General features: G+C 48.2%; 20 protein-coding genes, 1 pseudogene and 1 riboswitch. Of the genes and pseudogenes, 4 read left to right on the top strand and 17 right to left on the bottom strand.

Going from position 1 to position 23,361, the window contains the following annotated elements:
- Positions 1–18: 18 nt before the first annotated feature.
- From ACN6MW_RS23305 to ACN6MW_RS23275, 7 genes and pseudogenes are all read right to left on the bottom strand, one after another.
- Positions 19–657, bottom strand: coding sequence for a Yip1 family protein (locus ACN6MW_RS23305; RefSeq protein ID WP_419872272.1), 639 nt, complete (start codon positions 655–657; stop codon positions 19–21).
- A complete protein-coding gene (locus ACN6MW_RS23300; RefSeq protein ID WP_419872271.1) occupies positions 654–2,123 on the bottom strand; it encodes a gluconolactonase in 1,470 nt (489 codons plus the stop codon). Before ACN6MW_RS23300 ends, ACN6MW_RS23305 begins: the two co-directional genes overlap by 4 nt.
- A gap of 20 nt (positions 2,124–2,143) precedes the next feature.
- Positions 2,144–3,013, bottom strand: coding sequence for a carbohydrate ABC transporter permease (locus tag ACN6MW_RS23295; protein ID WP_419872270.1), 870 nt, complete (start codon positions 3,011–3,013; stop codon positions 2,144–2,146).
- A 16-nt stretch (positions 3,014–3,029) separates the two neighbouring features.
- Entirely contained in the window at positions 3,030–3,929 is a 900-nt protein-coding gene (locus tag ACN6MW_RS23290; protein WP_419872269.1) for a carbohydrate ABC transporter permease, read from the bottom strand.
- Positions 3,926–6,766: an extracellular solute-binding protein gene (locus ACN6MW_RS23285; protein ID WP_419872268.1), complete on the bottom strand. Its 2,841-nt coding sequence runs from the start codon at positions 6,764–6,766 to the stop codon at positions 3,926–3,928. Before ACN6MW_RS23285 ends, ACN6MW_RS23290 begins: the two co-directional genes overlap by 4 nt.
- A 252-nt stretch (positions 6,767–7,018) precedes the next feature.
- A pseudogene (locus ACN6MW_RS23280) lies at positions 7,019–7,663 on the bottom strand (IMP cyclohydrolase).
- 130 nt (positions 7,664–7,793) lie between these two features.
- A riboswitch (ZMP/ZTP riboswitch) is annotated at positions 7,794–7,871 on the bottom strand.
- Positions 7,872–7,950: 79 nt separating this feature from the next.
- Complete coding sequence (locus ACN6MW_RS23275; protein WP_419872267.1) at positions 7,951–8,391, bottom strand: GNAT family N-acetyltransferase; 441 nt, start codon at positions 8,389–8,391, stop codon at positions 7,951–7,953.
- A gap of 188 nt (positions 8,392–8,579) precedes the next feature.
- On the opposite strand from ACN6MW_RS23275, the gene ACN6MW_RS23270 reads away from it, so the two are divergent.
- Positions 8,580–9,809 (top strand): serpin family protein, encoded by a 1,230-nt coding sequence (locus tag ACN6MW_RS23270; RefSeq protein ID WP_419872266.1) that lies wholly within the window; start codon positions 8,580–8,582, stop codon positions 9,807–9,809.
- 116 nt (positions 9,810–9,925) lie between these two features.
- Here ACN6MW_RS23270 and ACN6MW_RS23265 read toward each other — a convergent pair whose 3' ends face one another.
- The 6 genes from ACN6MW_RS23265 to ACN6MW_RS23240 all read right to left on the bottom strand — a co-directional run bounded on the left by ACN6MW_RS23265 (position 9,926) and on the right by ACN6MW_RS23240 (position 14,789).
- Entirely contained in the window at positions 9,926–10,138 is a 213-nt protein-coding gene (locus ACN6MW_RS23265) for a hypothetical protein (RefSeq protein ID WP_419872265.1), read from the bottom strand.
- Positions 10,138–10,689: a hypothetical protein gene (locus ACN6MW_RS23260; protein ID WP_419872264.1), complete on the bottom strand. Its 552-nt coding sequence runs from the start codon at positions 10,687–10,689 to the stop codon at positions 10,138–10,140. The genes ACN6MW_RS23265 and ACN6MW_RS23260 overlap by 1 nt, the downstream gene beginning before the upstream one ends.
- Positions 10,690–10,765: 76 nt before the next feature.
- Positions 10,766–11,941 (bottom strand): GGDEF domain-containing protein, encoded by a 1,176-nt coding sequence (locus ACN6MW_RS23255; RefSeq protein ID WP_419872263.1) that lies wholly within the window; start codon positions 11,939–11,941, stop codon positions 10,766–10,768.
- A gap of 108 nt (positions 11,942–12,049) precedes the next feature.
- The gene (locus ACN6MW_RS23250; RefSeq protein WP_419872262.1) at positions 12,050–13,471 is read right to left on the bottom strand and encodes a stalk domain-containing protein; all 1,422 of its coding nucleotides are present in this window, start codon (positions 13,469–13,471) and stop codon (positions 12,050–12,052) included.
- A gap of 117 nt (positions 13,472–13,588) precedes the next feature.
- A complete protein-coding gene (locus ACN6MW_RS23245; RefSeq protein ID WP_419872261.1) occupies positions 13,589–13,801 on the bottom strand; it encodes a DNA-binding protein in 213 nt (70 codons plus the stop codon).
- A gap of 37 nt (positions 13,802–13,838) precedes the next feature.
- A complete protein-coding gene (locus ACN6MW_RS23240; RefSeq protein ID WP_419872260.1) occupies positions 13,839–14,789 on the bottom strand; it encodes a helix-turn-helix transcriptional regulator in 951 nt (316 codons plus the stop codon).
- 123 nt (positions 14,790–14,912) lie between these two features.
- On the opposite strand from ACN6MW_RS23240, the gene ACN6MW_RS23235 reads away from it, so the two are divergent.
- Entirely contained in the window at positions 14,913–15,647 is a 735-nt protein-coding gene (locus tag ACN6MW_RS23235; protein ID WP_419872259.1) for an alpha/beta fold hydrolase, read from the top strand.
- 48 nt (positions 15,648–15,695) lie between these two features.
- Here ACN6MW_RS23235 and ACN6MW_RS23230 read toward each other — a convergent pair whose 3' ends face one another.
- The 4 genes from ACN6MW_RS23230 to ACN6MW_RS23215 form a co-directional block, all read right to left on the bottom strand.
- Positions 15,696–17,315, bottom strand: a complete 1,620-nt coding sequence (locus ACN6MW_RS23230; protein WP_419872258.1) for a response regulator transcription factor — start codon at positions 17,313–17,315, stop codon at positions 15,696–15,698.
- 5 nt (positions 17,316–17,320) lie between these two features.
- The gene (locus ACN6MW_RS23225; RefSeq protein ID WP_419872257.1) at positions 17,321–19,105 is read right to left on the bottom strand and encodes a cache domain-containing sensor histidine kinase; all 1,785 of its coding nucleotides are present in this window, start codon (positions 19,103–19,105) and stop codon (positions 17,321–17,323) included.
- 28 nt (positions 19,106–19,133) lie between these two features.
- Positions 19,134–20,471 carry an ABC transporter substrate-binding protein gene (locus ACN6MW_RS23220; protein ID WP_419872256.1) on the bottom strand — a complete coding sequence of 446 codons (1,338 nt, stop codon included), beginning with the start codon at positions 20,469–20,471 and terminating at the stop codon, positions 19,134–19,136.
- Positions 20,472–20,659: 188 nt separating this feature from the next.
- Positions 20,660–21,901 (bottom strand): MFS transporter, encoded by a 1,242-nt coding sequence (locus ACN6MW_RS23215; protein WP_419872255.1) that lies wholly within the window; start codon positions 21,899–21,901, stop codon positions 20,660–20,662.
- A gap of 288 nt (positions 21,902–22,189) precedes the next feature.
- Here ACN6MW_RS23215 and ACN6MW_RS23210 point away from each other — a divergent pair, with 288 nt between their 5' ends.
- Positions 22,190–22,813 carry a Gfo/Idh/MocA family protein gene (locus ACN6MW_RS23210; protein WP_419872254.1) on the top strand — a complete coding sequence of 208 codons (624 nt, stop codon included), beginning with the start codon at positions 22,190–22,192 and terminating at the stop codon, positions 22,811–22,813.
- 124 nt (positions 22,814–22,937) lie between these two features.
- On the top strand, positions 22,938–23,108 hold the full coding sequence (locus ACN6MW_RS23205; RefSeq protein ID WP_364143044.1) for an asparagine synthase: 171 nt from the start codon (positions 22,938–22,940) through the stop codon (positions 23,106–23,108).
- Positions 23,109–23,361: the final 253 nt, after the last annotated feature.

The following is a 23,361-nucleotide window of genomic DNA, read 5'->3' as shown; positions in this document are numbered from 1 at the left end:
TCCGATCAATGTTCTGCCTCATAAGCGGAACAACATTTCGTTATAAATCGTATAAATGAACACATACACCTGCTGGAACAGCGTATAAAACAATACCGTGAGAAAGATCACAATGCCCATCGCAGCAAATGTCAGCGCGACGGATTGCAGCGTCTTGACCGCGCCATAGTCATGAATGGTCAGCAAGCCGATATACATGAGCACTGCGCTCCATACCATCGCAATCGTTGTCATATAGCCTAGAAACATGCCTTCTTCCTGAACGAGCACTCTGCTTAGCAGCGTCGATATGATGACCGCCGCAACATAAGGAATACTTGCATAGGCGCTGACGATCGCAATTTGCTTGGCTTTTCCCTCGCCGTCCATCCAAGTGGCAACCGCCCAATTTCCGGCCACCCATAAGGCATAAAGCACGATCGTTTTTGCCGCGATCAGCCAAACGTTCAGCGCGCTGAGATCTGCATAGTTGAACGTATAACCTGTGCTTTGCCTCTTGAAGATCGTAGCGATGAAGAAAACAAGAACAATAAAAGCCGAAACAAGCAGCGAGCCCTTGCCCTCCTCCTTGATGGCATAAAAGCTGTCAAACGGATGAAGCAAGGAGCTGAAAGGATTTAGTCTCTTCGGTGTTTGAGTTGCCGCCGATGCGCTCACCTTGTAACCTCCTTTCGTCTCTTGTTCCTTGCTGCTGCAAAGGCTTTATAGCCGTAATAGCCTGCTATTGCGAGGATGAAGACCGTCATGATAACCGGCAAATTGCTGCGTACGGTTTGCATCCGGACTTGGCCAAAGGTGTCCGAGTAACCCGATCGATCCGTTCCTTGACGGTAATAGGCAAGCGCCTCGTCGTAGCTGCCTTCCTTCTCAAGCGCCTTGGCTATACCCACGTAAGCAATGCTGTTATTGGCATTTCTCTTCGCAACCGATTTCCAAATCACGGCTGCTTCCTCGTATAAGCCTTGGTTGTACAGCACTGTGGCTTGGCGCACTAGGCCTCCGTATTCGGAGAGCGCAAACCTTGTGATATTGCGCTTCGCCGTATCCAGCACCAGCACCTCGCCGTTCCAATAAGACACGGCGGAAGGCTGAAGGAAGGTCCCATTTTGATTGCCCAGCGATCCGAATACCGCAATCGGATTGCCCTCCGAATCGTATTCGAAGATACGTCCTCTCGTCCGGTCTAGTCCTGCGATGAAGCCTTCCGCATCGATGCTTAAATCAACGAAAGAGGTATCCTGCTTCACGCCCTGCTTGAAGGAAAACTCCTTATCGCCGAAATCGGCTCCGCCCTCCTGTCCCATTAACACATTGTTGCCGAGCGGATTCAGCTTTTTGATTTCTTCCCGCGAGTTTTTGGAAATGATCGTTGTGGTGTAGACAAAGTTGTCGGCACCTACCTCAAGGTTCGAATATTCGATTGGAAGCAGCTTCATCATTGCCGAGCGCTGTTCCTTCGACAGCAGGTTTTTCCAGAAGGTCTCCAGCACGACGGCTGGCGTGACCTCTACCCGGTTGCTACCGAAATAACCAGTAAATTGACCTTTGCTGTTAAACTGCATCAGACCGTAAAACTGTCCTTCCGACAGCACATAGATGCGTCCCGCGTTATCCACCGCCACTTTCGTCGGCTTGAATTGGAAGCCTTCGGGAATAAGCGGATCGGTTGGCTTCTCGATGACCAGCTCAACTTTATTATCTGCGCCGGCCCGAATAATACGCCCGTTATCCTTGTCCGCGATATACATCGTGCCTTCATCGGTAACGAACAGTCCCGTTGGGGCTGCCAGCGTCATTTCTTTGCCGTTATCATTCAGCTTGTCAATGATCGCGACCGTCTCAAAACGGTCATTCAGCTTTACGATTCGTTTGTTGCCAGTGTCCGCGATATAGACGGCACTTCTCTTATCCACGAACAGATCCTGGGGATCGCTGAAGGCTCCCGCTCCGAGCTGATTTCCCGTGTAGGTGCGTTCCGGCAAATAGCTCGCCGGAGCCGCTTTCGATTGATCCCATTCGTTGTATACATAAGACTGGTAAGGCGCTTCCGCCGCGACCGTCAGCGGTGCTGCGGCCAAAAGGGGGAGAAGCAGCACGGCAGCCAGCATCCATTTCATTTTCATGACTCCACCTCTAACCTCCATCATTTGATCCCCGCAAAGGTCATTGTTTCTACAACCTTCCGCTGCAGCAAAACAAATACGATAATCGGCGGGATCATGAGAATGACGGCAGCCGCGGATCCTGCCCCCATCCTTGCTATAGGGTCGCCGGCCACGATCTGCTCGAGCGCCATCCGGAACACCTTGAGCGATTCCCCAAAAATAAGCTCCTTCGGCGCGTAGTTCCACAGATTAATAAATTGAAAGATCACGACCGTCATAATGGCCGGCGTCGAATTGGGCCAAATAATCGAGAAAAAGGTTTTATACTCGCTTGCGCCGTCAATCCGCGCCGCCTCCAAGATAGCGTCAGGCAGCTGCTCGATAAATTGTTTCATTAAGAAAAGGCCAAGCGAAGCGCCGATCCATGGCAGAATCAATGCCGCGTACGTGTTCACGATATTCATCTCAGACATGAGTACGAATTGCGGGATGAACGTCACCTGGGGCACGAACATGAGCGCCATCACGATGATCGAGAACAATAGGTTTTTTCCTGGAAACTTATGCTTCGCAAGCGGATATGCCGCCATCGCCGCGAACAGCACATGCAGTACCGTGCCCACGATGGAAATAAGCGCCGTGTTGAAAATGTACCGGGACAGCGGAACCCACATATTGGAGGCCAGCTGGAACAAATCCGTAAAGTTATTGAGTGTAGGCCTCCTGACAATCAAGCGAGGCGGAAATTGAAGCAGCTCGTCAATCGGCTTCAATGATGTAATGATCGCGAAAATAAACGGAAACGCTGAGAATAGACCGAGAAGCGCCACGAATCCGAATATCGCGATGTTGCCGGCAAGCGAGCGTCTTGCTTTTATGCCGGATTTTTTGGTAGTTATCGTGAACATGGATGTCCTCCTGCGATCAAATTCCGACCTTCTGCAATATTTTCGTCACGAGCCGGTTCGTGAATACCATCATGAAGAACAAGACGACGGCCATTGCGGATGCATAACCCATCTCGTAACGGATGCTGCCGTAATCCATGATGTGGGTAACCAAGGTTTCACCGGCATATTCCGTACTCGGGAAGCCCGCAAGCTGAATGGATACGTCTGCTACGCTAAAAGAAATAACAATTTGCATGACGGCTCCAAAAATCAGCTGCGGAATCATGGATGGCAATGTGATATACCACAGCTCTTGGAACCTGTTTTTGATCCCGTCCATCACTCCCGCTTCATATAAACTGCGATCCACAGTTTGCAGTCCTGCGACAAAGGCCAGAAAGCTGATGCCTAGGCTCATCCACAGCTGCACGACGATCAGAATAAGCAAAATGTACTCTTTATCCAGCAGCCAAGCGACCGGATCGCTTATAATCCCTAGTCCCATAAGCATGCCGTTCAAATATCCGTAAGCATCCGGGCTGAAAATAAGCCGCCACATCGGGAAAACGGAGATGCCGATGATGGTCGGGATGTAGAATACCGTTGTTGCAATGGAGCGCAAAGTCTTGGACAGGTCATTAATCATCCATGCGACCAAAAAGCTGAGCATGTAGCTCACGGGTCCGGTGACAAAAGCAAAGAACAACGTATTTTTGACCGCGACGATAAAGATATCATCATCCAGGAAAAGCCGGATATAGTTGTACCAGCCAATAAAGCGCGGCGGCTCGATCATGTTGTAATAAGTAAAGCCAAGCACGATCGACAGCACGACGGGAAGGATGGTAAAGAGCAAAAAGAAAATCATGTACGGCGTCATCAGCAAGTAGCTTTCCTTATGTCTGCCGATCGTTTGGGTTATCGATTTTTTCATTGCTCCACCCCGAATTCATACCTTTTTCGTTTAATTTCTTCGTTAATGTCTTTGTTCCAATAGAAGAGGCTTTCTCTGGCGTTGCCCATCTGGAAAACGACCTCTCGGAACGCGTTATCGATGTTTCTTGACGTATAGTAACCGCCCGGCAGCTCAGGAATTTCATGAACCTGTTTCCATTGCTCGGTCAGCATCGCTTGCTCGGCCCGGCTCCAATTCGTCGATTCGAACGAGATGAGATTCGCCGGCACCCTTCTTCCGAGCACGCCCATTTCATTTTCCAGCTCGCTGACGAACTGGCTTTGGATTTCCGGTCGGTTGAACCATTGCAGGAAAGCCCACGCATCGTCTTTGTTTTTGGCATCCTTCAAAATAATCGATGCCGTTCCGGTTGCGCCTGTCGAGCGGTCAATCGTTCCATCCTTGCGCTGCTTGCCCGGGATCGGAACCATGTCCCATGTGCCCGTAATCTCTGGAGCTGCCGCGGCTAAACGGGTGTACAGCTTATAGGTTGAAACAACGATCGGCATCTCGCCGGTACGGAACCGGTTGAAATCATCCTTATAAAGCGGATAATCATAGAGGTTGTAGAAATCCGTCCATTGCTTAAAGGCGGTATAGGCCTGCGGCTCGTCAAAACGGGTTCCGTCTTCCTCCGCGTTGTAGATGCCGCTGCCGTTTTGCATAAGAAGCGTCGGAAACAGATTGAGCGCTCCGATTCCCTTTGTCAGAAGCTGAAACGCATCCAGGTTCTCGTAAGGCAGGCCGATCTGCATATTATTGTTCTGCAATACCGGTGCAATCTTCAGCAGCTCCTCCCAGGTTTGCGGTGGCTCGATCCCAAGCTCCTGCAAAACATCCTTCCGGTAAAACAGCATGAAAAACTCCTGGTCATCCGGAATGGCGAAGGTGCTTCCTTTGTATTGATAAGGAATGAATGCCGTGTCCATATATTCCTGCTTCATGGCTGCGAACTCATCGTACGGGTCGAGCGGCGTTAACGCGCCGCGAACAGCTAGATTCATCGTATCGCCGCGGCTCGTAAAGAGATTGACATCCGGCCCTTCGCCCGCCATGACCGCAGTCACGAGCGATGTGCCCACCAGATTCAAATTGACGCTAATTCCGCTTTCGGGAATAAACGATTCATCGATTAACCGTTTGAGCACATAGGCTTGGTCGCGGCCAAGTCCGGTCCACACTTGGATGGAGCGCTCTGCCTGCTCGTTGCCCTCCATGGAATCGTAATTTTGAAAAAACGATCCCGCGAACGCCCGGATTTCATGTACTCCCTGCGCGAACAAACCAGCCTCAGCCTTTGGTTGTTCATGATTTAAGGAAGCCAGGTACAAATAATCAAGCTCCAGCGGCTGCTTCATTGCGCCGAGCATCCAATCTGCCAATGCGGTAATGTTTGTTTTGTAATTTTCCAACCGCTTCGGTATTTGGTCCGGCCGATCGATAAATCCGTTAAGCTGAAGCGCCAGCAATTTCAACGTTCTGGATCCGGCGTTAGCCTGGCCCGACATTTCATCCAGCTTGCCGGCTTCCTCCGTCATTTGAGCGGAGAGCTTCTGGAATTGCTGGATAAGCCCCGGCACGCTTTTCTCAATTTCGTAATCGCGATAGACATCAGGGTTAACGCCTGTAACCATCACGATCTTGCGGTAAATTTGATTGAGGTCATATACCATTTGCTGGACGCTTTGCACGGCTGGCGCAACATCGCCAAGCGTAACCTCCAGCTTCAGCTCATGCTCGCCCTTCGTGAGGTAGAATTGATACGGCTCACCCGTTTCTTCTCCCAGCTCCAAAATGTCCCATTTTAGAGCATAAGGAAAACGAACTGCGTTCATTTCTTGAAAAGGCACTTGGCCGTCAATCGCAAGCCTCCTTGATACAAAGGACCCCTTCACTTCATTCTGATGGTAACGGGCGCCTATTTTATACCAGCCGTCCGCCGGCACCTCGAATTTATAGCTGATCCACTGGCCCGGAACATCCCAGTTGCTGCCGCCGATGGTATTGATTCGAAGCAGGGTCGGGCTGTAAGGCGTCGTAAGCGGCGAAGTCCGATCCGTCGTCGGGAATAAGCCGGAATCCGATTTGGCATAGGCATGCTCCGCTTGAATCGTAATGAACGCCTCGTCGCCGCTTTTGGAAGCCTCTGCTGCCTGTGATGCTTTATAGTTTTCATAAGCTTTCGCCGTCACTGCTTTGTCCAGCCTGATGTAATCAACGGCTGCGCTTTCCCTTACATTCTCAAGCCTTATGACATGTTTGCCCTTTGTAAGCGGGAGCTGCAGCGGACCGTCCTCCATCTCGCCTGCTGCCGCCACTTTCGTATCGAGCCAAACCTCTCCTTCAAGCTGCTTCGGTCGCAGCTCGTTCCCGCCGCTTCGCTTGAGTTTGCCCGGCTCGTCGTAGTACAGGCGATTAAGCTCGAAGGGCGCGTAGGGATCGGATATCGCTTTTCCGTCTACGTAAAGCAAAAACTCGATCGGCTGTCCGTTTCCTTTCAGCGGATAATAGCCTAGTGACAGCTCATAATTGGCTTGCTCTGTCACATCGACGGACCATTCAAGCGTCTCGCCTTCCTTCCACTCCGCAATTTGCTTCCGCCCCTTCCATTCGGGAAGGATAATTGCGTTCGCCTTATCCACACTCATGCTGTTGGCGCTTAGTAGAATGCCGCCTGCCCGCCGCTCTGCATCTGCAAGCTTGTATGATACCGCATCAGCGGTTTCTTCCTCGGAATAAGAGAACACTGCCGCCGCGCCTGTCGTTACAATGAGAAGCAAGAACATCACGGTGTAAAAGATCCAATTTTTATTCACGGCCAACCCCCGAATTCGTTTTTTCTGCTCTCCCGCCCTAGCCTGAACTAGTTGAAAGCACTCTGAATTGCTGCTGCATGAACAATATATCAAAAAGAAATCCGCACTTATTTCACAATGCTCGGGTTCGGACTTTCAAAGTTTTTGGTACTCGTCATAGAGAAGAGGAGAAGGTCGAGGCAGGGAAAGGGCATAAAAAAAGACGACCCCATGGATTGGAGTCGTCTTTGTTGAGATGGACTTTACGATAGATCATCTTTCATTTTTGTTCACGATTTTGTATTCCACATGATTGTCTTCCTTGCGAATGAACTTCACAAGCAGTGAAATTCGGTTATCCTTATTTAAGTTATTCCAGTAGAAATTCGCGGTTTCATCCATAGAATCGAATAGCGGAACTTCTAAGGGCTCACCGGCGAATGGCCGCAGAATGCCGTCCTCCTCGCCTTGATAGGTGTGAATGCAATGACCCATCCCCTTTATGCAGCTATCATAGTGATAAAAATTTCTTATGCAAACCGAGGGATTATTGTTTCTCGTCTTCAAAATAGATAATCCGTACGTGCACGAGCCCGTATCTGTTATACCAGAAATGCGTGGCGTAAAATGAGGGGCATCGGGCTCGAACGCCCTGCGTTTCAACGCATTCTCGAACGAATCGCCTTGCTGCAATCCATCGTACAGCGTATCCGTCTGATCCCCGTTCGAGATGATGTGAAACCCGTTGGTATCCTTTATCGGATAATAGATAATCAAGGAAGGATCCTCCATCTTCGATGGATCAAACGCTGTGTTTCTGACAAAGGATTAGTCCCGCTCAAAAATCCGGTTGCGGCTGTTCAAGCTTCTTCCCATAATCCAATAGACTTGTACGAAATGATTACCGGATGGATCCATACCGATTATTAACGTTCTTCCTGGATAGGGTCGATTAAACAACTGCTCTTCAAAACTTTTCATTGTACTCACCTCAGCATCGAATTTTGTTCCACTGACAAACAAAAAAAAGCATCTGATCACAGATCAAATACTTTGCCCAGGCGTACGGCGTATTAATATGTGCTCCCTCGTGGTACTCCACGCTGCGCCAGTCACACATACCAAATATTTACTATATTATACACAGCATGTTAGCTTGCAGACAAGTGATTATTCAGCGATTCCGAGTTTACTTTTCCGTTCATCTACTCAAAATGATATTTCGCGAGCATTTCTCCCCAAGGAGCTAACCCTGCTTCCTTAAAACCTAATTTTGCATATAGATTTCCAGCTCGTTCATTAACCGGCTTATAACCAAGCATGATGACATCCGTCCTGTCACTAGCGCTTCTTATTTCATCAATGACCAGCATCATCGCATGGTAACCGTGTCCTTGTGCTTGATGCCTGCCGTCAATCATAAATCGGTAAATCCAGTAATTCCCATCATCCGGATCAAGCCCAAACAGCGTAAAACCTATCATTATATCATCATTGTATATGGCTTTAGCTTTAAATCCTTCTAAAAATTGCACCTCTGCGATGGAATAAAGATTTGAGGCAATAAGACCTGCTTGCTCTGGTTTCGGATTAAGTAAAATACATTGTTCCCAATTACTTTTATCTAATGCTTTTAACGTAATCATTCCTGGATTCCTCCTCCCTTTTCATCTTAAACGATTCGTTCCCAAGCCGCGTATTAATTTTCAATTATAACTAATGATTACCGACCCGCTGCAGTGATCATCAAAAAAACGGCCATCGGCTTCAGCAACCTTTGCTCCTCATAGACCGTCGATATGGTTAATGCATGCAAAAAATGGGAGGGAATGACTTGCTGCGCAAAACCATTTTCATCGCCATGTCTGCTATATTGCTGTTAACAGCATGCGGACAGCCAGAAGAAAAAACGATTACAATGCCGGAACGAGCTCGCCTTGCCGAGAAAATTGATCCGCGGATGGCAAAGGCTACGAATAAGTTTGGGCTTGAGCTGACGGAAAAAATGATCAATGAAACAAAAGGAGAAAACGTCATTGTTTCCCCTGTCAGCATCGTACAGGCGCTGTCAATGACGCTCAACGGGGCAGCGGGCCAGACACGCGAACAGATCGCGAAGACATTGCATCTGGAAGGATTGTCGGTGGAGATGTTGAATGAGGAACAGCAGAAGCTCAGAGAGCTTCTGCTGCAACCGGGACCCGGCATCAAGCTGTCCATGGCCAACTCACTCTGGCTGCAAAAGGGCTGGCCGTTCCAAAAGGATTATCTCGACCGTGTAAAGGCTGCCTACGACGCCCAATTAAACGAACGGAAGCTAGACGACCCAGCCGTGCTGAAGGAAATGAACAAATGGGTTAATAAGCAGACAAACGGTCTCATTCCAACGATTCTGGATGAACCTATATCCGAGATGACGAAACTCATGCTGTTAAACGCCCTATATTTTGACGGGACTTGGAAGAGACCGTTTGAGCCAGACGCTACAATAGAAGATGAATTTACGAAATCGGACGGTAAAATACAACGCATCCCCTTTATGAATCAGGGAGGCAGCTACGAATATGACGAAACGGATGCTTACCAATCCATCCGCTTGCCATACGGCGATGGTCAAATGGGGATGCTCATCGTCCTCCCAAGCCAGCATATGGACCAAAAGGAACTCACCGCGAAGCTGCTCTCGGATACCGAATTCTGGACTAAACCATTTAACTCAGCGAATGGCCGACTAGCGCTGCCAAAATTCCGAGTTGAGGGTAAGCGTGAGCTCATCGACACCTTAAGTGCAATGGGGATGCGTCTGCCATTCGATCCAAACCAAGCGGACTTCAGCGAATTAGCTGACAACAAGCTTTATATCAGCCGTATTTTGCATAAGACCGTTGTCGATGTTTCCGAGCAAGGCACGGAAGCAGCCGCTGTAACCTTGATTGGCATGGATGCGGGCAGCGCTCCGCCGAGCAGCAGCTTCGAAATGAAGGTCAACCGGCCGTTTCTTTTCGCCATCCAAGACCTGCAAAGCGGTATGCTGCTGTTTGTCGGGCTGGTAGAAACACCTTAAATGCGTGAGCTTTAAGCAGACACTTTATTGGCCGGTTAACGAAAAAAAAGGGTGCTGATGATAGAATCAGCCCCTTTTTTTTGAACAATATTTATTTTGATGAGGCACCTACCCTTCTAATGCCCGAGCCGATGGGATGCTTCATTTATATTCTGTAAAACCCCGGCCACAACGAGAAAGATTGCCATCATGACAAGTGAATAACCTAGTCCGCGATAATAACGGCGTTCAGATGTTTTCGAGCGGACAACGAACAGCAAACCGAGGCTAAAGATGATTAAGATGACTATTCCCGCTTGTGCATGGTCTGCCAAAAAGTTGTCCGGCATTACAAGTAACCACCCTCTGATTCAGGCAATTTTTTATATTCCTCTTTGGTCTTTACGATCTGCTCCACGAAATTCCGCAGTTCCAACAGCTGCTCCATATCACTGGTCTGAGCGCAATATCGATCTGTCCACGTTAATGTTTTTGTTTCGCCGTTTATATTGACTTCCCATATATCTTCGCTATAAGGAACGCGTTCACAGGTTTGATTGGCTGCCCCCAGCTCTTTCTCGCCCATGATGTTTATTTCTCTCATTTTGCCATAAATGCTTCGCATCTCTTCCCTGGTCAACGTGATTTGCGCCGTTGCCGTCCCGTTCATGATCAAATCTTTGGTTACCGTATCTTGAAAAGTATTAATTTCATTTTTGTTAACCGTTCCATAGCCGAAGCGCACCATAAAATCGAAGGTGCCTGGCATTTCCTTAGGCATTTTGTTCTGCTGTCTGGCGGATTCCTGCTCGATTGAGGTAACAGCGTTCATTTCCGGTTCCTTGCCGCATCCGGCTATGATAATAAGAATTACGAATAATAATGAGACTATTCGTTTCATTCTATGGCCTCCCAAATATTTCTTCGTCAAAATAAAGACGCAATTGGGAGGAAGAAGTTGCATTGTAGAAGGTTCTTCAGCCCGGCAATGAGACGGATCGGGTCCTCGCGGCGCCGTTGCGGCCATTGTGCTTAGCATCATACAAAGCTTTATCGCACAACTTGTAAAGCGTCTCCAGCCTTGTTTGCTCGGTTGGAATAAGCGTAACAACGCCAAGACTAATAGACAGCGAACTGGCCATATCAGGAATGAGAATCTGCGTGGTCGCCAGCCTAAAAGCTTCTACCATTCGATCAGCTTCGCTTTCGTCTGCTCCGGGCAGCAATATGGCAAACTCGTCGCCGCCATAGCGGCTGAAGGAATCGGTTCCTCTTAGCATTGAGCGGATACGCTTGACCAGCTGCTGCAGGGCGCGGTCTCCGATATGATGTCCGTAGGTGTCATTGATGTTTTTGAAATGATCGATGTCAAACAGCACCAAGGAAAGATGCTCTCTTTTTTTCGCATACTCGTCTATCATTTGCTTGGACAGCGACACGAATGTTCGTCGGTTTAAAATACCTGTCAAATCATCGTAGTTCGCCAGCCTTATCAATTCTTGATCGGCCTGCTCCTTCAACAGCAGCACAAAACCGATATTGCCGATAAACATGATCAAAAAAAGCGCTAAGAAGGTGAAGGTCTGATAAATGCCGGGCGTAAACATGCCGATGGTTTGATCGGAGACCAAGGCGACTATCGCTCTTCCAATAAGAGAAACGATCGTAAAGATATACAATAGACCCATAAGCTTCATAATATAGGATGCTGCCTTGGATCGTATCATAAAGTAGGCCGGCACAACCATAATTAGCGCTGTTCCTATCGATGCCTCAGCGATTCTAATATTTTCGTGATTATTAAAAACAATAACAAAAAGGTAACCGATGATCGCGCCGAGGGTCAAGACAATGTAAAGCATTTTCGCTGAACGGTTGAATGCCTGCATCAGTCTCAGCATCGCGACCGTTTCAAGCGCAAATCCGATAAACAGCAGGGAATTGGCTATCGACATCGTGTACACATCCGGAATGCCATTGCGTACAACGATCAGCATCCAAGCAAAGCCTTGCGTAAGTTTCGCCAGTAAAAACTTGCTCAAGATTTGATCTTTGGTATGCGTGCGCCAGTAAGCGCTAATAAGCAGGACTGAAAATAGATGGCCTAATACGATTAAAATCATTACCGTCTTCATGTCTAGAAGCACTGTCATGCAGAGCACCAACTTATGCATAAAAATAACTAATTGTTTTGATTATACAAGATCATCATTTATTTTTCATTTATTTTATTGCATTAACTAATCGGAATGCTGGTTCCGTTACTGCATCTCAACGACGGCAGTTCCGCTGGAGGCATCCCATGACACCTTAGCGCCGAACGCTTCAGCGATAAAGCGAAGAGGAATATAGGTTTTGCCGTTGTAATAGGTTACCGCTTCAGTAAGCTTCTTTTTTATGCCATTCTGCTCTGCCTCATGCCGATAAACCTCCAGCTTGATGATCAAATCGCCACTTGAAACGGTAATATTTCCATTCTCATAATCAACCTTTGCACCAAGCGCTTCAAACAAATCCCTCATTGGCACTAATGTCGTCCCATTTAGGATGACAGGGCCTGCGGCAAGCTTCATTGCTTTGCCATTCAGAATAACGGTAAAGCGCCGCTGAACCTTGACCGGCTTGATTGCTGCTTTAAACGGCAGCAAAGCATGATCATCATATCGCGTTTCTCCTGTCCCCCACTGATACACCACGCCTTGCTTAGCGAGTGCGATACCGGAGTTCGTTGATCTTGCTTTCACCCGCGTAATTCCTTTCAAGCCTTCGAGCTGCATCATCGGAGCCGGCTTTTCAATGTGGCCCGACCACACCGTTCCATCTTGATGGACTGCAAGATATGGAATACTGTTATTGAAAACCGCGCTTATATCAACGAAACCTTTCTGCTTACTCAGTTTGGTTTGGTAGGTTCCCAAGATGTATCCATTCTTATCTAATCCGATCGCCACATACCGGCCCTCTGAGACGGCAGCCACTTTCATGATGTTGTTCATCATTAGATCCACTTCACCCATATGAACATTGTCCCAAACCCCGATATGATAGATATGACCCTTTTTAGTTGCTAACATGACGCCTGTCTCAATGTCCATATCGGCAATATCAGACACCACCTTTGCTGGAATCGATGTAAATAGCGGCGCTGTGAACCTGGTGGCGTCCGATGGATCGTTGCTTAAATGGTAACAGGCCTCCGGTTTTACGTCCTCGCGAAGCAGCCAAGCCATACATCCGTCTTCCCCCCAGTACCAGACCTCCCCCCGCTCATCCAGCGCCAAATGTCCAATAGAGCCGGATTCGATTTTCTTTATTCCTTTTAGCTCTTCAATCTGGATTGGCTCATTAATCTTTGCGGTGATCCCCTTTGCTTTAAAATATCGATTCCCCGCACCGCTATCCCAGGTCCAAACGGTTCCATCTTTTTTTAAGCCGATATTTCGGGTCGTAATTTGAACCGCGTTCGGCAAAACTGCGCCTTTCGCTGCCGGTTCATTTCCTTTCCATGTCCATATTGCGCCATTATTTTGGAGCGCTGTGCTCATACCGCTGCTATGGTCTATGGAAATTATTCCCGTTAAATCCGATGACATCTGAACATTGCGTTTATCTGCGCTGGCCGCATCGTTCGTGAACAATCCTCCAATGAAAAAAAACAGAATAGCAATAGTAATTGGCTTCATTCGTACCTCCGTTTGGGTTTTTATTCTTCCCACTTTTAGACGCGAATTTTACCAATTAGTTACCCTTTTATGAAATTCATTTGCTAAGAATGAAGATGGCTTTACGCGCTAAGAGCGTCAGTCCGCAAACGTTTGTCCCCTTTCGGCTAGTGCGGTTCGCAGCTGTTCGAGAGCTTTGGGCCCCATCCCATGCAGCTTCATAACCTCAGTTTCCTTCAGCATAGTAAGCTGTTCGAGCCGGATATACCCTGCCTGTGTCAATGCGCGCCATGCCGGCTTAGCCAGCTTTGCCGGAAGATCGCTTTCTTGCGGATGGTTAGAATTGCTCATTTCATCACTCCTTTTCTAAGTATGGCATGCGATGCTTTTATCTTTCATTCTCATACATCAAAAACATGGCTTTCATTTTTTGTTTGATCTGCGCAACTGCCTCGGTCGGCCCAATAATTTTCACATCCTCCGCGAGCGCCCAAATCAACTCCACATAAAGATTCAGATCCTCCGCGGCGATTGGAACTGCAGCCGTACCCGTGCCGTCCTCATTACGTTTTATATAAGGCGCAAACCGTGCATGGGTATCCAACTGCCATATTCCTTTTTCGGTTAATTCCAGCAGGAGCACGGTTTGCTCTAGCTGACTCTTTTCAGGCTTATCGAGCAGCGTCTGCCGTTCGATATCCTCCCGGCTTTCCATCGTAGGATTCATGACCGCCGAAAGCATCCGATCAGCCCTGAACTGTCTCATTTCCTTCCGCAAAAAACAGTACGCCGGACAATACCAGTAGCCTGAGCTTGCGTAAAGCCCGACGGGTTGAATATTTCGCTCCTGTACGCCTTTGCTCGAGCGGTATCCGATCGTCACAATACTGCGGTCCATTATCGCGTGCAGAAGCGTCTGAAGAATGTCAGGCGACATCTGGCGGTACGGGCTGTAAATAGCAACCCTATTTTTCATCCGATCGATTCGGCCTTTCACATCGGCTGGCAGGTAGTGAAAAAACTTATGAAGCGCAGAGCTGGCTCCCTCTCCAAACGGCAAAGAGCTGAAATACTCCAAAGATTGGCACGCAAAAAAAATCGCGACCGCTTCGCCTTCCGTAAAGCTGATCGGCGGGAGCATCCTCTCCTGCAGCAGCCTATAGCCGCCGCCTCTGCCTTGAACCGAATATACGGGAACTCCGAGCTCGCTGAGCTCTTGCAAATCCCTAGTGATCGTACGGCTGGATATGCCGAATTCATTGGCAAGCTCCTGCACGGTAAAAGCTTTTCTCGCATTGATCATCATCATTAATTGGATCAGGCGCTGTGATTTTTGCAAGAGCATCACCTCTCTCTGTAGCTTTATTTTAGCTTATCTTTTAAATAAGACAAAATCTGTCTTGTTTGAATGATAAGCTAAAACTGTAATCCAATGAGGAATAATTAGTTTGGGGGAGAAAACATGAACAATCATGCCTATGCGCAAGAAAAACCGGGTTTTGTATTTATCCATGGGGCAGGCTTGAACAGCGAAATCTGGAGCAAGGTGCTGGAGGGTCTCGGGTATCCTTATTTATTGATTGATTATCCGAATCGCGGCATACAGAAGGGATTGGACAAGGAACTGGCTTTGGCGGATTACGTTATGCATATAAAAAAACAAATCGATGAATGGGATATACGGAGGGTTATCATCGTGGCCCATTCCTTAGGCGGCGTACTTTCGCTTAAGCTGGCAGCCGGGCTGCACGACCGTTTGGATGGCATTGTCGCCGTTGGTGCGGTCATCCCCAAAAAAGGCGGCTCCTTCTTATCTGTTCTCCCTCTGCCCAAGCGAATCCTGATGTCTCTGATTCTGCGCAAAATGGGAACGAGACCACCCGAGGCTGCCATTCGAACCGGACTATGCAATGACCTCACAGAGGAGCAGGCAGCCATGATCGTAAAAAAATTCACCCCCGAATCCGTTCGCGTCTATACGGATCGGGCTGATGCGCCTGCTCCAGCCGTGCCGAAGCTGTATGTGAAGCTGAGCAAGGATAAACAACTAAGTCCTTCTATGCAAGATAAAATGATCTCGCATTTTGCTCCGCATGCGGTGGAAAGCCTGGAAACCGGACATTTGCCGATGCTTAGCGATCCGGACGGGGTGCGCCGTTTGCTGCTAAACTTCATCGCATGCGCTGAAAGCACATAATGACATTCTATTCATGCAAATGCAAAGAAACGTCTTGCCCGGCCAGTTTCAGGTTTTCGCATGATGACGTTCGCGATATTCTTTAGGGCTGAGGCCATAATACTTTTTGAAGGAGGTGCTGAAATAGCTGGAGCTTGAAATACCGACGAGCATGGCAATATCCGTCAGCTTCAGCTCGCTTTTCGCGAGCAGCTCACCCGCTTTTTTCATGCGCAAGCTTGTCAAATACTCGCTGAACGTCACGCCGACATGCTGCTTGAACAGGCCGGACAAATACGTTTCATTGAGGTGGAACATCCCTGCGAGCGATGCCAATGTAAGCTCATAGGCAAAATTGTCGTCTACGTATTTCTGAATGGTCTTTACGATAGACTGGCCGCTGGAGCTTCGGGTCTTCATCGCTTCATCCATAACGAGCCGAGCCAGCTCCTCAAGCTGCTTCAGTATTTGCTCCCGCGAATGGAAATCGCCGATTGTCATCTGGCAATCCCATAGCCGCTTTTGAAGCACGGCTTCGCCTGCCTCATATTTTTTCGCAATCGAATGAAAGAGAAGCAAAATGCGCGATGCGATAAACGTAAAAGAGAACATCGGGAAATCGATCCCGCGCGGAACAACACGCTCGATCAGTGCCGAATAGCCTTTAAAATCACCGTTCTCGATGGATATTACCAGCTGTCTTTCCAATTCCGGCGAGAATGCCGCAATCAAATCCTGGACCTGCAGATTGCCCGCCTTATTCGTACCATGAATGGTGCTTTGGCTCCATGAGAGCATGCTTGAAGAATATCCGTTTTTAAATTGACGGATGCCGTTAACGGTTTCCCCTACTCCGATAACTGAGTCGAGCCTTAAATACTTTTGGATATTCATTCTGATTTGGCGAACCAGCCGATCCGTAATATCCGATCCTTCCATGCCACGCGAGGGAGCAGCCACCAGAAAATGCATCATGGAAGGATGGCTCGCATCGTAGAAAGGATATATGCCCGAATACATGCCCGCGGTTTCCCGGCACAGCATTTGGAAAGCCATATAAAGCAAATCGATGTGGCTGCGTTCCTCGCCCAGTCTGCCAGGCGGCACCCGCATCTCTACCGCAACAAACCGTACATGCAGCCGCTCATCGATAAATGCCGACAGCTGCAGCTGCTCCAGCCGTTCTTTTATAACCAGCAGGCTGTAGAACTCCTCTTTAACCATCCGAAGCAGCATTTGCTCCTGCAAAGCAAGCAGCTGCTCTTTTCTCTGGCGCTGCTCGGTTTGCTGAAGCTGCACGTCGGTTTGCTCCGCGGCAATTTCATTAGAGAGCTTCTCAAGCAGAGCAACCAGCTCTCTGCGGCCTACGGGCTTAAGCAAATAGTCCTTTACGCCGGCCTGTATCGCTGCTTGCATATAGGTGTAATCTGAATAACCGGATAAAACGACGATTTTGAGAGACGGATATAACTGCTTGCAAGCATTAATGAGTCCGATACCATCCATCTGCGGCATCCTTATATCAGTGAGGAGCACATCAGGAAGACTTCTTTCCTGTAAGAGGCTCAGTGCCTCCTCCCCGTTCGACGCTTCAGCCGCGATATGGAATCCTGATGCCTGCCAATCGATTTTTGCTTTTATGCTGTTCCTTACGCCTGCTTCATCATCAACGATCATTATGCTGTACACGTCTCTCACCCCTTTACGGCAGGTATGCTGATTTGAATCTCCGTTCCTTCTCCGCGTTTTGAATCAATGCTGACCCTAAGCTGTTCCCCATAATACAATCTACAGCGAGATAAGACATTCCTTAGTCCGATGCTGTCCCCGCCGCTGTTCAAAATGTCTACGGAATCGGTGCCGCTGACCTCTTTCATTAGGTGGTCGACTAATTCAGCATCCATACCGATCCCGTTGTCTGCCACTACCAAGTGGAGCCTATCCTCAGCGGTTTTGACCCGAAGGGAAATTTTCGCAACGCCGCTTTCCTCCAAGCTGTATTTAACGGCATTCTCCACAATCGGCTGCAAAATAAATTTTGCGATAAGCAGCGGATTGGAAGCCATATCTTCTTCGATCTCTACCTGAAGCCTTTCCTCGTAACGCAGCTGGAGGATAAACAGATAATCCCGGATATAGTTCATCTCTTCCTTTACTTTGACCAAATCACTGTTTAAATTTAAGGAATAGCGCATCATTTGGCCAAGAGCTTCCGTCGCATCCATCAAAACATCATTTTTTTTCATTGCGGCAAGCCCGCTAATAATTTCTAAAGTGTTATTAAAAAAATGCGGATTGATTTGCAGGAGCAGCGCTTTGTATTCCGCATTTTTGCGCCGGAGATTCGTCTCGAACTCCGTCTCGATCAAGAATCGAAGCCGGGTCGTCATATTCTCGAAAACCCTCGTTACATAACCAACCTCGCTGTGCCCTGTCCGGACAGCCGGCATCATACTGAAGGCCTGCGCGAATTCTCCCCGCTCGACATGCTTCATGGCTCTAGCCATCGATGTTAGCGGCCGCGTAATTCCCGATGACAGCCAGTAGGCGGCAAGAATAATGAGCAGCAGCAGAATCAGGCTAATAAAGAGCATGGTACGGCGAATTTGTTCGATTTTCACAAACAGCTCTTTCTCGGGAACTTCTCCGATGACATACCAATCCTGCTCTTCGAAATAACGGTAAAATAACAAATAAGTTTCTGCATCTCTTTTAATCGGAAACACGCCGCTCGTATCATAGCCCTTTGCTGCACTAATCTCTGCAAGCCCCGACGATAATACCATCAGGCTATCCTCCGGCAGCTGCTGATCCAGTACGCTGCTGCCATCGGAGGTGAGTAAAAAAGCGCGGCCCGTTTTCCCAAACCTAATTTTCTCGATCGCATCCCGCAGTACCGAGGTCGGATAATTGATTTTTACAAAGCCTGATTTCGTAAAGGATTGAAGCTGCACCAATGGAAGCATATAGCTGTTCACCAATCTGGCTTGCATAATGGTATCCGCTTGGTCAGGGTCGGAATGCGCTTCCGTCCAGCGCTTGTCCTCCTCCAGAAACCGCGCATACCAATCCTGTTCCAAATATGTTCGATCCTGCGTCCATACGCCCCCTCCTAAATCGGAGAAAACGCCTATCGATATACCGCTGGAATTGTTTATCGAATATGAAGATACATATTCCATGAGCCTCTGTTTCGCGAGAAGACGCTCCTCCGCGCTGCTGTCAGGACTCATTTGAGCCGTTATCCAATCCTGCGTCACGCGGTTGCTCATGACTTGATTGCCGATTTCCTCAACCTGTGTCATCGAGGTGTTGACATGCGAACCGAACTGTTCGATCGTCTGCGACGTCGAGGTTTCAATCGACTGCTTGATAAGCTTGGTCGACTCTTCGCTAAGAACAAATACAAGCGTTATAAACGGAACAATAAGAAGCAAGGAGAAAGCCGCCATCAGCCGGCTTCTAAGCGAGAAAAACATGGGCAGCCCCCTCTATTTACCGGCATCGTTATTTGGATAGCGCTTTTGAATCGGCATACGCCTTATCAATCGTGACGATCGCATCCTGGATCGCTTCATCCAGATCGCGTTTCTCGAGCGTTATCTGCTCGAATAGGTTTTTGACAGCCTCCGAAACCTGCGGAAACACCGGCGTTATGGGGCGCGGCCTGCCGTACTTTTGGTTTTGGATGACAAAAATATTTTTCGGATATTCGTTCAGCTCCGTAAACTCTTTGGCAACGGAATACCTTGCCGGTATATCCCGCGTAATGCTGGTGTACAGCTTTAAGCCCTCATAGCTTGTCATCCAATTCACAAATATCCACGCTTCCTCTGGATATTTGCTTTTCGTTGAAATCCCGAGTCCCCAGCTGCCATTGGCCACGGCTTGTCTCGTTCCCTTCGGAAGCGGGGCTACATCATAGTCTACGCCTAGTTTAAAGTCCGGAAAATTTTCCGCTAAATGTGCGAGCGACCATGTTCCGTCTATGGTAATGCCAAGCTTACGGTTGGGAAAAGCATCAACCGGGTATTCAAAGGAAGCCACCTTGGAAGTGGTGAACAGCTCCGTATAAAACCGCAAGGCCTGCTTGGTTTCCGGAGAATCCAGATAACCTTTCGCCGTATTCCCTTCCGCATTCATCACCTCACCGCCAAATTGCCATATGATCGGATATTTGAAATAAGCGGTTGCTCCCGCATTTTGAAAGCCCTGAGCAGGATCAATGCCATAAATACCGCGGCCTGGATCATTGATTTTTTTGGCGGCGCTGAGCACCTGCTCCCAGGTCCAAGCCTCGTCCGGATTACGCGAGGGCAGCGGGATGCCGGCAGCCTCGAACATTTTTTTATTATAAAACATCGCGATCGATGATTCTGTCATGGGCGCCAAATAAATATTTTGCCGATAGGTGTAGCCGTCAATCGTCGTTTGCGGGATATCCTCGATATGGCCGTCCCGCTGAAAATGATCGGTTAACGGCAGCAAAGCGCCGGCCTCAGCATAAGAAGCAAGATTCGGAGCGTCGATAGCCATAATGTCCGGCGGGTTGCCGGCCGCTACCGAGGTTCGAAGCTTCGTATCATAATCGCTGTAAGGGAACGGCATCATTTGTATGCGAATCGATGGATGCTTCTCCATAAACCCTGATATCAATTGGTCATAAGCAGCGTTTTCTGCCTTATTTCCCGAATTTCTCCAAAAAGTAAGCGTTACCGTTTTTGCAATGGCATGGTCAGGTAATCCATCAGGAGTTGTAGGGGCATCTTCGCCTCTCATACAGCCGGTCACAAGCAGCATTCCCAGCGTAATCATGCAATAAATGGTATGGTATTTCCTCCGCATGGATAAACTCCCCTTTTCTTTTCTAAATCGACCGCCATTATTCATCCATTCAGAATAACAGATTTATCGGCATGAATACTTATAATTTTTTCTGTATTTCATTTTAAATATTCTCTGGTCTCTCGTTACAAAAACAAAAAAAAGCCCCAGCCCTTTTTCTTTAAGGCTGAGGTTAAAGGATTATGCTCTTATTGTTCTTGCTCCGCGCCCTGCTTCTCCTTGATTAAAAGCACCGATATATATTGCAGCACGGCCATGCTGAAAAGGACAATCGGCATCCAGACCGATTCCAAATCCTTTGCGAGAAAGATAAGCAGGCTGATCGAAAGCACCCTGCCCGCATTAAGAAAAAGCTCGCGCATGACAACCGATTCTACCCGCAGCTGGCCTTTGAGCGGCAGCGTGCCGATTAACCGGTAATAATAAGACGTCAGCGTATTGACCGCAAGGGGATTGCAAATCGAGAACAAAATCATAAATAAAGCAACCGACCAGAACTCTACCCGGATAAGCAGCAGCGCCGAGCCTATGGCGACGCCCGTTGTAGAAAGCAGCACGTATTTGCGAACCTGCTCCTTCTGTGCTTTCCTTGAGATGACATAGCCGGTAGCGACGGTAAGGGAGGAGAAAAACACGCCTAAATATCCGACCCAATCCTCGCGGCCAACCGTTTGGTACAGCATGATATTAGGCAAAAACAGCATGATGCCCTGGAATAGCCCGAGCACAAAAAAGCTGTATAACGCCTTCAACCACCGCCGGTTCTTGTTCATGACAAGTCCCATGAACTTCAAATAATACGCCTTGTGATGAGACGGAATCATCGGTATGCGGAAGCTGACAATCGCGGCAATTAGGAACATTATAAATGCCAGCATGAAAATGAATATGTAGCCCGTCAGACCTTCGCTGCGCTGAATGATAAACCCGGCAAGCGCCGGCCCGGCAAGCCCCGACGCGTTAAACACGATCATGTTGATCGCCAGGAAACGGATCCGGTTCGCCTCGGTCGAGACATCGTATTGAATAACTAAGTAGCCGGTCCAATACAGCCCTGCGGCAATCCCGTTAAAAATAGCAAACAGTATGTAATATTGCGCGACATGCTCCTGGGCAATAACGACCATCAAATAAAAGACGGCAATCATTACGATGCCAAGCCGATAGGTCACCATTCGGTCTCGGCGTTTGGCGATCCACCCTCCCAGCGCGAAAGCAGGAGGTGTCAGCAGAAACACGATAATGTTATAAATCCCGTTGACCGTTAAATCCTGCGTTAACCGCCATAAATACAAATTAAGAAACAACCCTGACATGGATGCCCCGAACTGAAAGCAGCAATGGATGAGCAATGCCGTTACGGCATCCTTACCGAGTCTGCTTTCAGGTGAAAGCGGCGCACCTTTAAAAAGGTTCAATCTGGTCCACAATCTTGTCCCATCCCGCATTTGCTGCATCCCCCGAAGAATCATTTGGATAACGCTTTCTTTTCACTCATTTTATCACATTGGTCCTTTATTCCTCCCAAGCAGGAAAGCGCTCTCTTGCTCAAAATAGTCACTAGCCTTGCATATGGGAAGCTCTAGGAAACCTATTCTTTGTTTTAATTCATTGTTCTCGCGATTAAGGTAACAGCCTTGACTTGAAAATACGGGACGGGACGATATGAGGGATCTCATTCGCAGGTTGTAGTCTCATTTCCTTTGCGGAACACACCTTTGGTAAAGCTGGCTAAAGAGATTATCGATTCCGGGAGAATCGGTACAGTTGAACACGTCCAAGCCGTTAACAATGTTCCATATGGCAATGTATATTATCAAAATTGGTATAGGGATGAACAAATTACCGGAGGCTTGTTCCTGCAGAAGGCCACGCATGATTTCAACTATAGCAATTATCTGGTTGGCCAGAACCCTGTAACGGTATGCGCCATGAAATCGAAGCAGATCTATAAAGGCCATAAAAAACCAGGGCTGCAATGTGCAGATTGCGATGAGAAATATACTTGTCCTGAGAGCTCATTAAACCATGATTTGGGAAAATATTGCAGCTTCGCCGAAGACACGGGGAACGAAGATTCAGGAAGCGCGCTTATTCGTTATGATACCGGGATGCATGTGTCCTATTCGCAAAATTTCTTCGCCCGTCGTGCCGCAGGAAAACGCGGTGCGCGTTTACTCGGCTACAAAGGCACATTGGAATTTGATTGGTACACAAGCGAATTGAAGGTGCTCATGCATCATGAAGCCCGAGTGGAAACCCATCAGCTTGACGCTAACGCCTACGATGGGCATGTCCATCCTCTATTTCTGAACGTTTGCAGACTGTGCAGACTTCCTTAAACCCATACATTTTGCTCCAGACTTAAGACTACCCAAAACATTACCTGCATGAAAAGCCGTCAATCCGCCAATCCTATTAAGCGTTGTCTTCCTAATATTTGAATACGGAGAGGAGTTCACCGAAATGAAAGAAGGACTAATCCCTACCGTTCTCGGTACGGCCGTTACGGCGACTGGAGCTTCGCTGCTTGGACGAAACCGTCAGCTGGGCGTTGCATTAATAGGCTTTGGCGCTGCTCACATTGTTCTAGGCGCGATCGATCTTATCGAACATCGAAAGCAGAACTGGATGTAAACAGGATCAAATAAAACGGTGAAAAAATCCCATTTGCGGATTGGCAGGATTTTCACCGGCCTTCTTCCCTTTTGTTCGAATAGCAACCGATTCATTAATCACAAACTACAGCTATCGTAACGTAAAGGAGGGACTCCACAATGGCAAAGCAACAAGGTCATGCAACAAAAAACACGACGACAAAAACATCCGATAAAAAAGGCAACGCTTCGGGCAACAACCACTAACGTCACGGTTTCAGCATGTGCCCATT

This window comes from Pristimantibacillus sp. PTI5, assembly GCF_048572955.1.
Lineage (GTDB): Bacteria > Bacillota > Bacilli > Paenibacillales > Paenibacillaceae > Pristimantibacillus.
The sequence above is the reverse complement of the archived record's forward strand: the minus strand, read 5'-3'. Positions and strand labels throughout refer to the sequence as shown.

What these genes read in the sequence shown, in the direction of transcription:
- ACN6MW_RS23300 (WP_419872271.1), bottom strand. Translation starts at nt 2,123, where the DNA reads ATGAAAATGAAATGGATGCTGGCTGCCGTGCTGCTTCTCCCCCTTTTG.
- ACN6MW_RS23295 (WP_419872270.1), bottom strand. Translation starts at nt 3,013, where the DNA reads ATGTTCACGATAACTACCAAAAAATCCGGCATAAAAGCAAGACGCTCG.
- ACN6MW_RS23290 (WP_419872269.1), bottom strand. Translation starts at nt 3,929, where the DNA reads ATGAAAAAATCGATAACCCAAACGATCGGCAGACATAAGGAAAGCTAC.
- ACN6MW_RS23275 (WP_419872267.1), bottom strand. Translation starts at nt 8,391, where the DNA reads ATGATTACGTTAAAAGCATTAGATAAAAGTAATTGGGAACAATGTATT.
- ACN6MW_RS23265 (WP_419872265.1), bottom strand. Translation starts at nt 10,138, where the DNA reads ATGCCGGACAACTTTTTGGCAGACCATGCACAAGCGGGAATAGTCATC.
- ACN6MW_RS23260 (WP_419872264.1), bottom strand. Translation starts at nt 10,689, where the DNA reads ATGAAACGAATAGTCTCATTATTATTCGTAATTCTTATTATCATAGCC.
- ACN6MW_RS23255 (WP_419872263.1), bottom strand. Translation starts at nt 11,941, where the DNA reads ATGACAGTGCTTCTAGACATGAAGACGGTAATGATTTTAATCGTATTA.
- ACN6MW_RS23250 (WP_419872262.1), bottom strand. Translation starts at nt 13,471, where the DNA reads ATGAAGCCAATTACTATTGCTATTCTGTTTTTTTTCATTGGAGGATTG.
- ACN6MW_RS23245 (WP_419872261.1), bottom strand. Translation starts at nt 13,801, where the DNA reads ATGAGCAATTCTAACCATCCGCAAGAAAGCGATCTTCCGGCAAAGCTG.
- ACN6MW_RS23235 (WP_419872259.1), top strand. Translation starts at nt 14,913, where the DNA reads ATGAACAATCATGCCTATGCGCAAGAAAAACCGGGTTTTGTATTTATC.
- ACN6MW_RS23225 (WP_419872257.1), bottom strand. Translation starts at nt 19,105, where the DNA reads ATGTTTTTCTCGCTTAGAAGCCGGCTGATGGCGGCTTTCTCCTTGCTT.
- ACN6MW_RS23220 (WP_419872256.1), bottom strand. Translation starts at nt 20,471, where the DNA reads ATGCGGAGGAAATACCATACCATTTATTGCATGATTACGCTGGGAATG.
- ACN6MW_RS23205 (WP_364143044.1), top strand. Translation starts at nt 22,938, where the DNA reads ATGAAAGAAGGACTAATCCCTACCGTTCTCGGTACGGCCGTTACGGCG.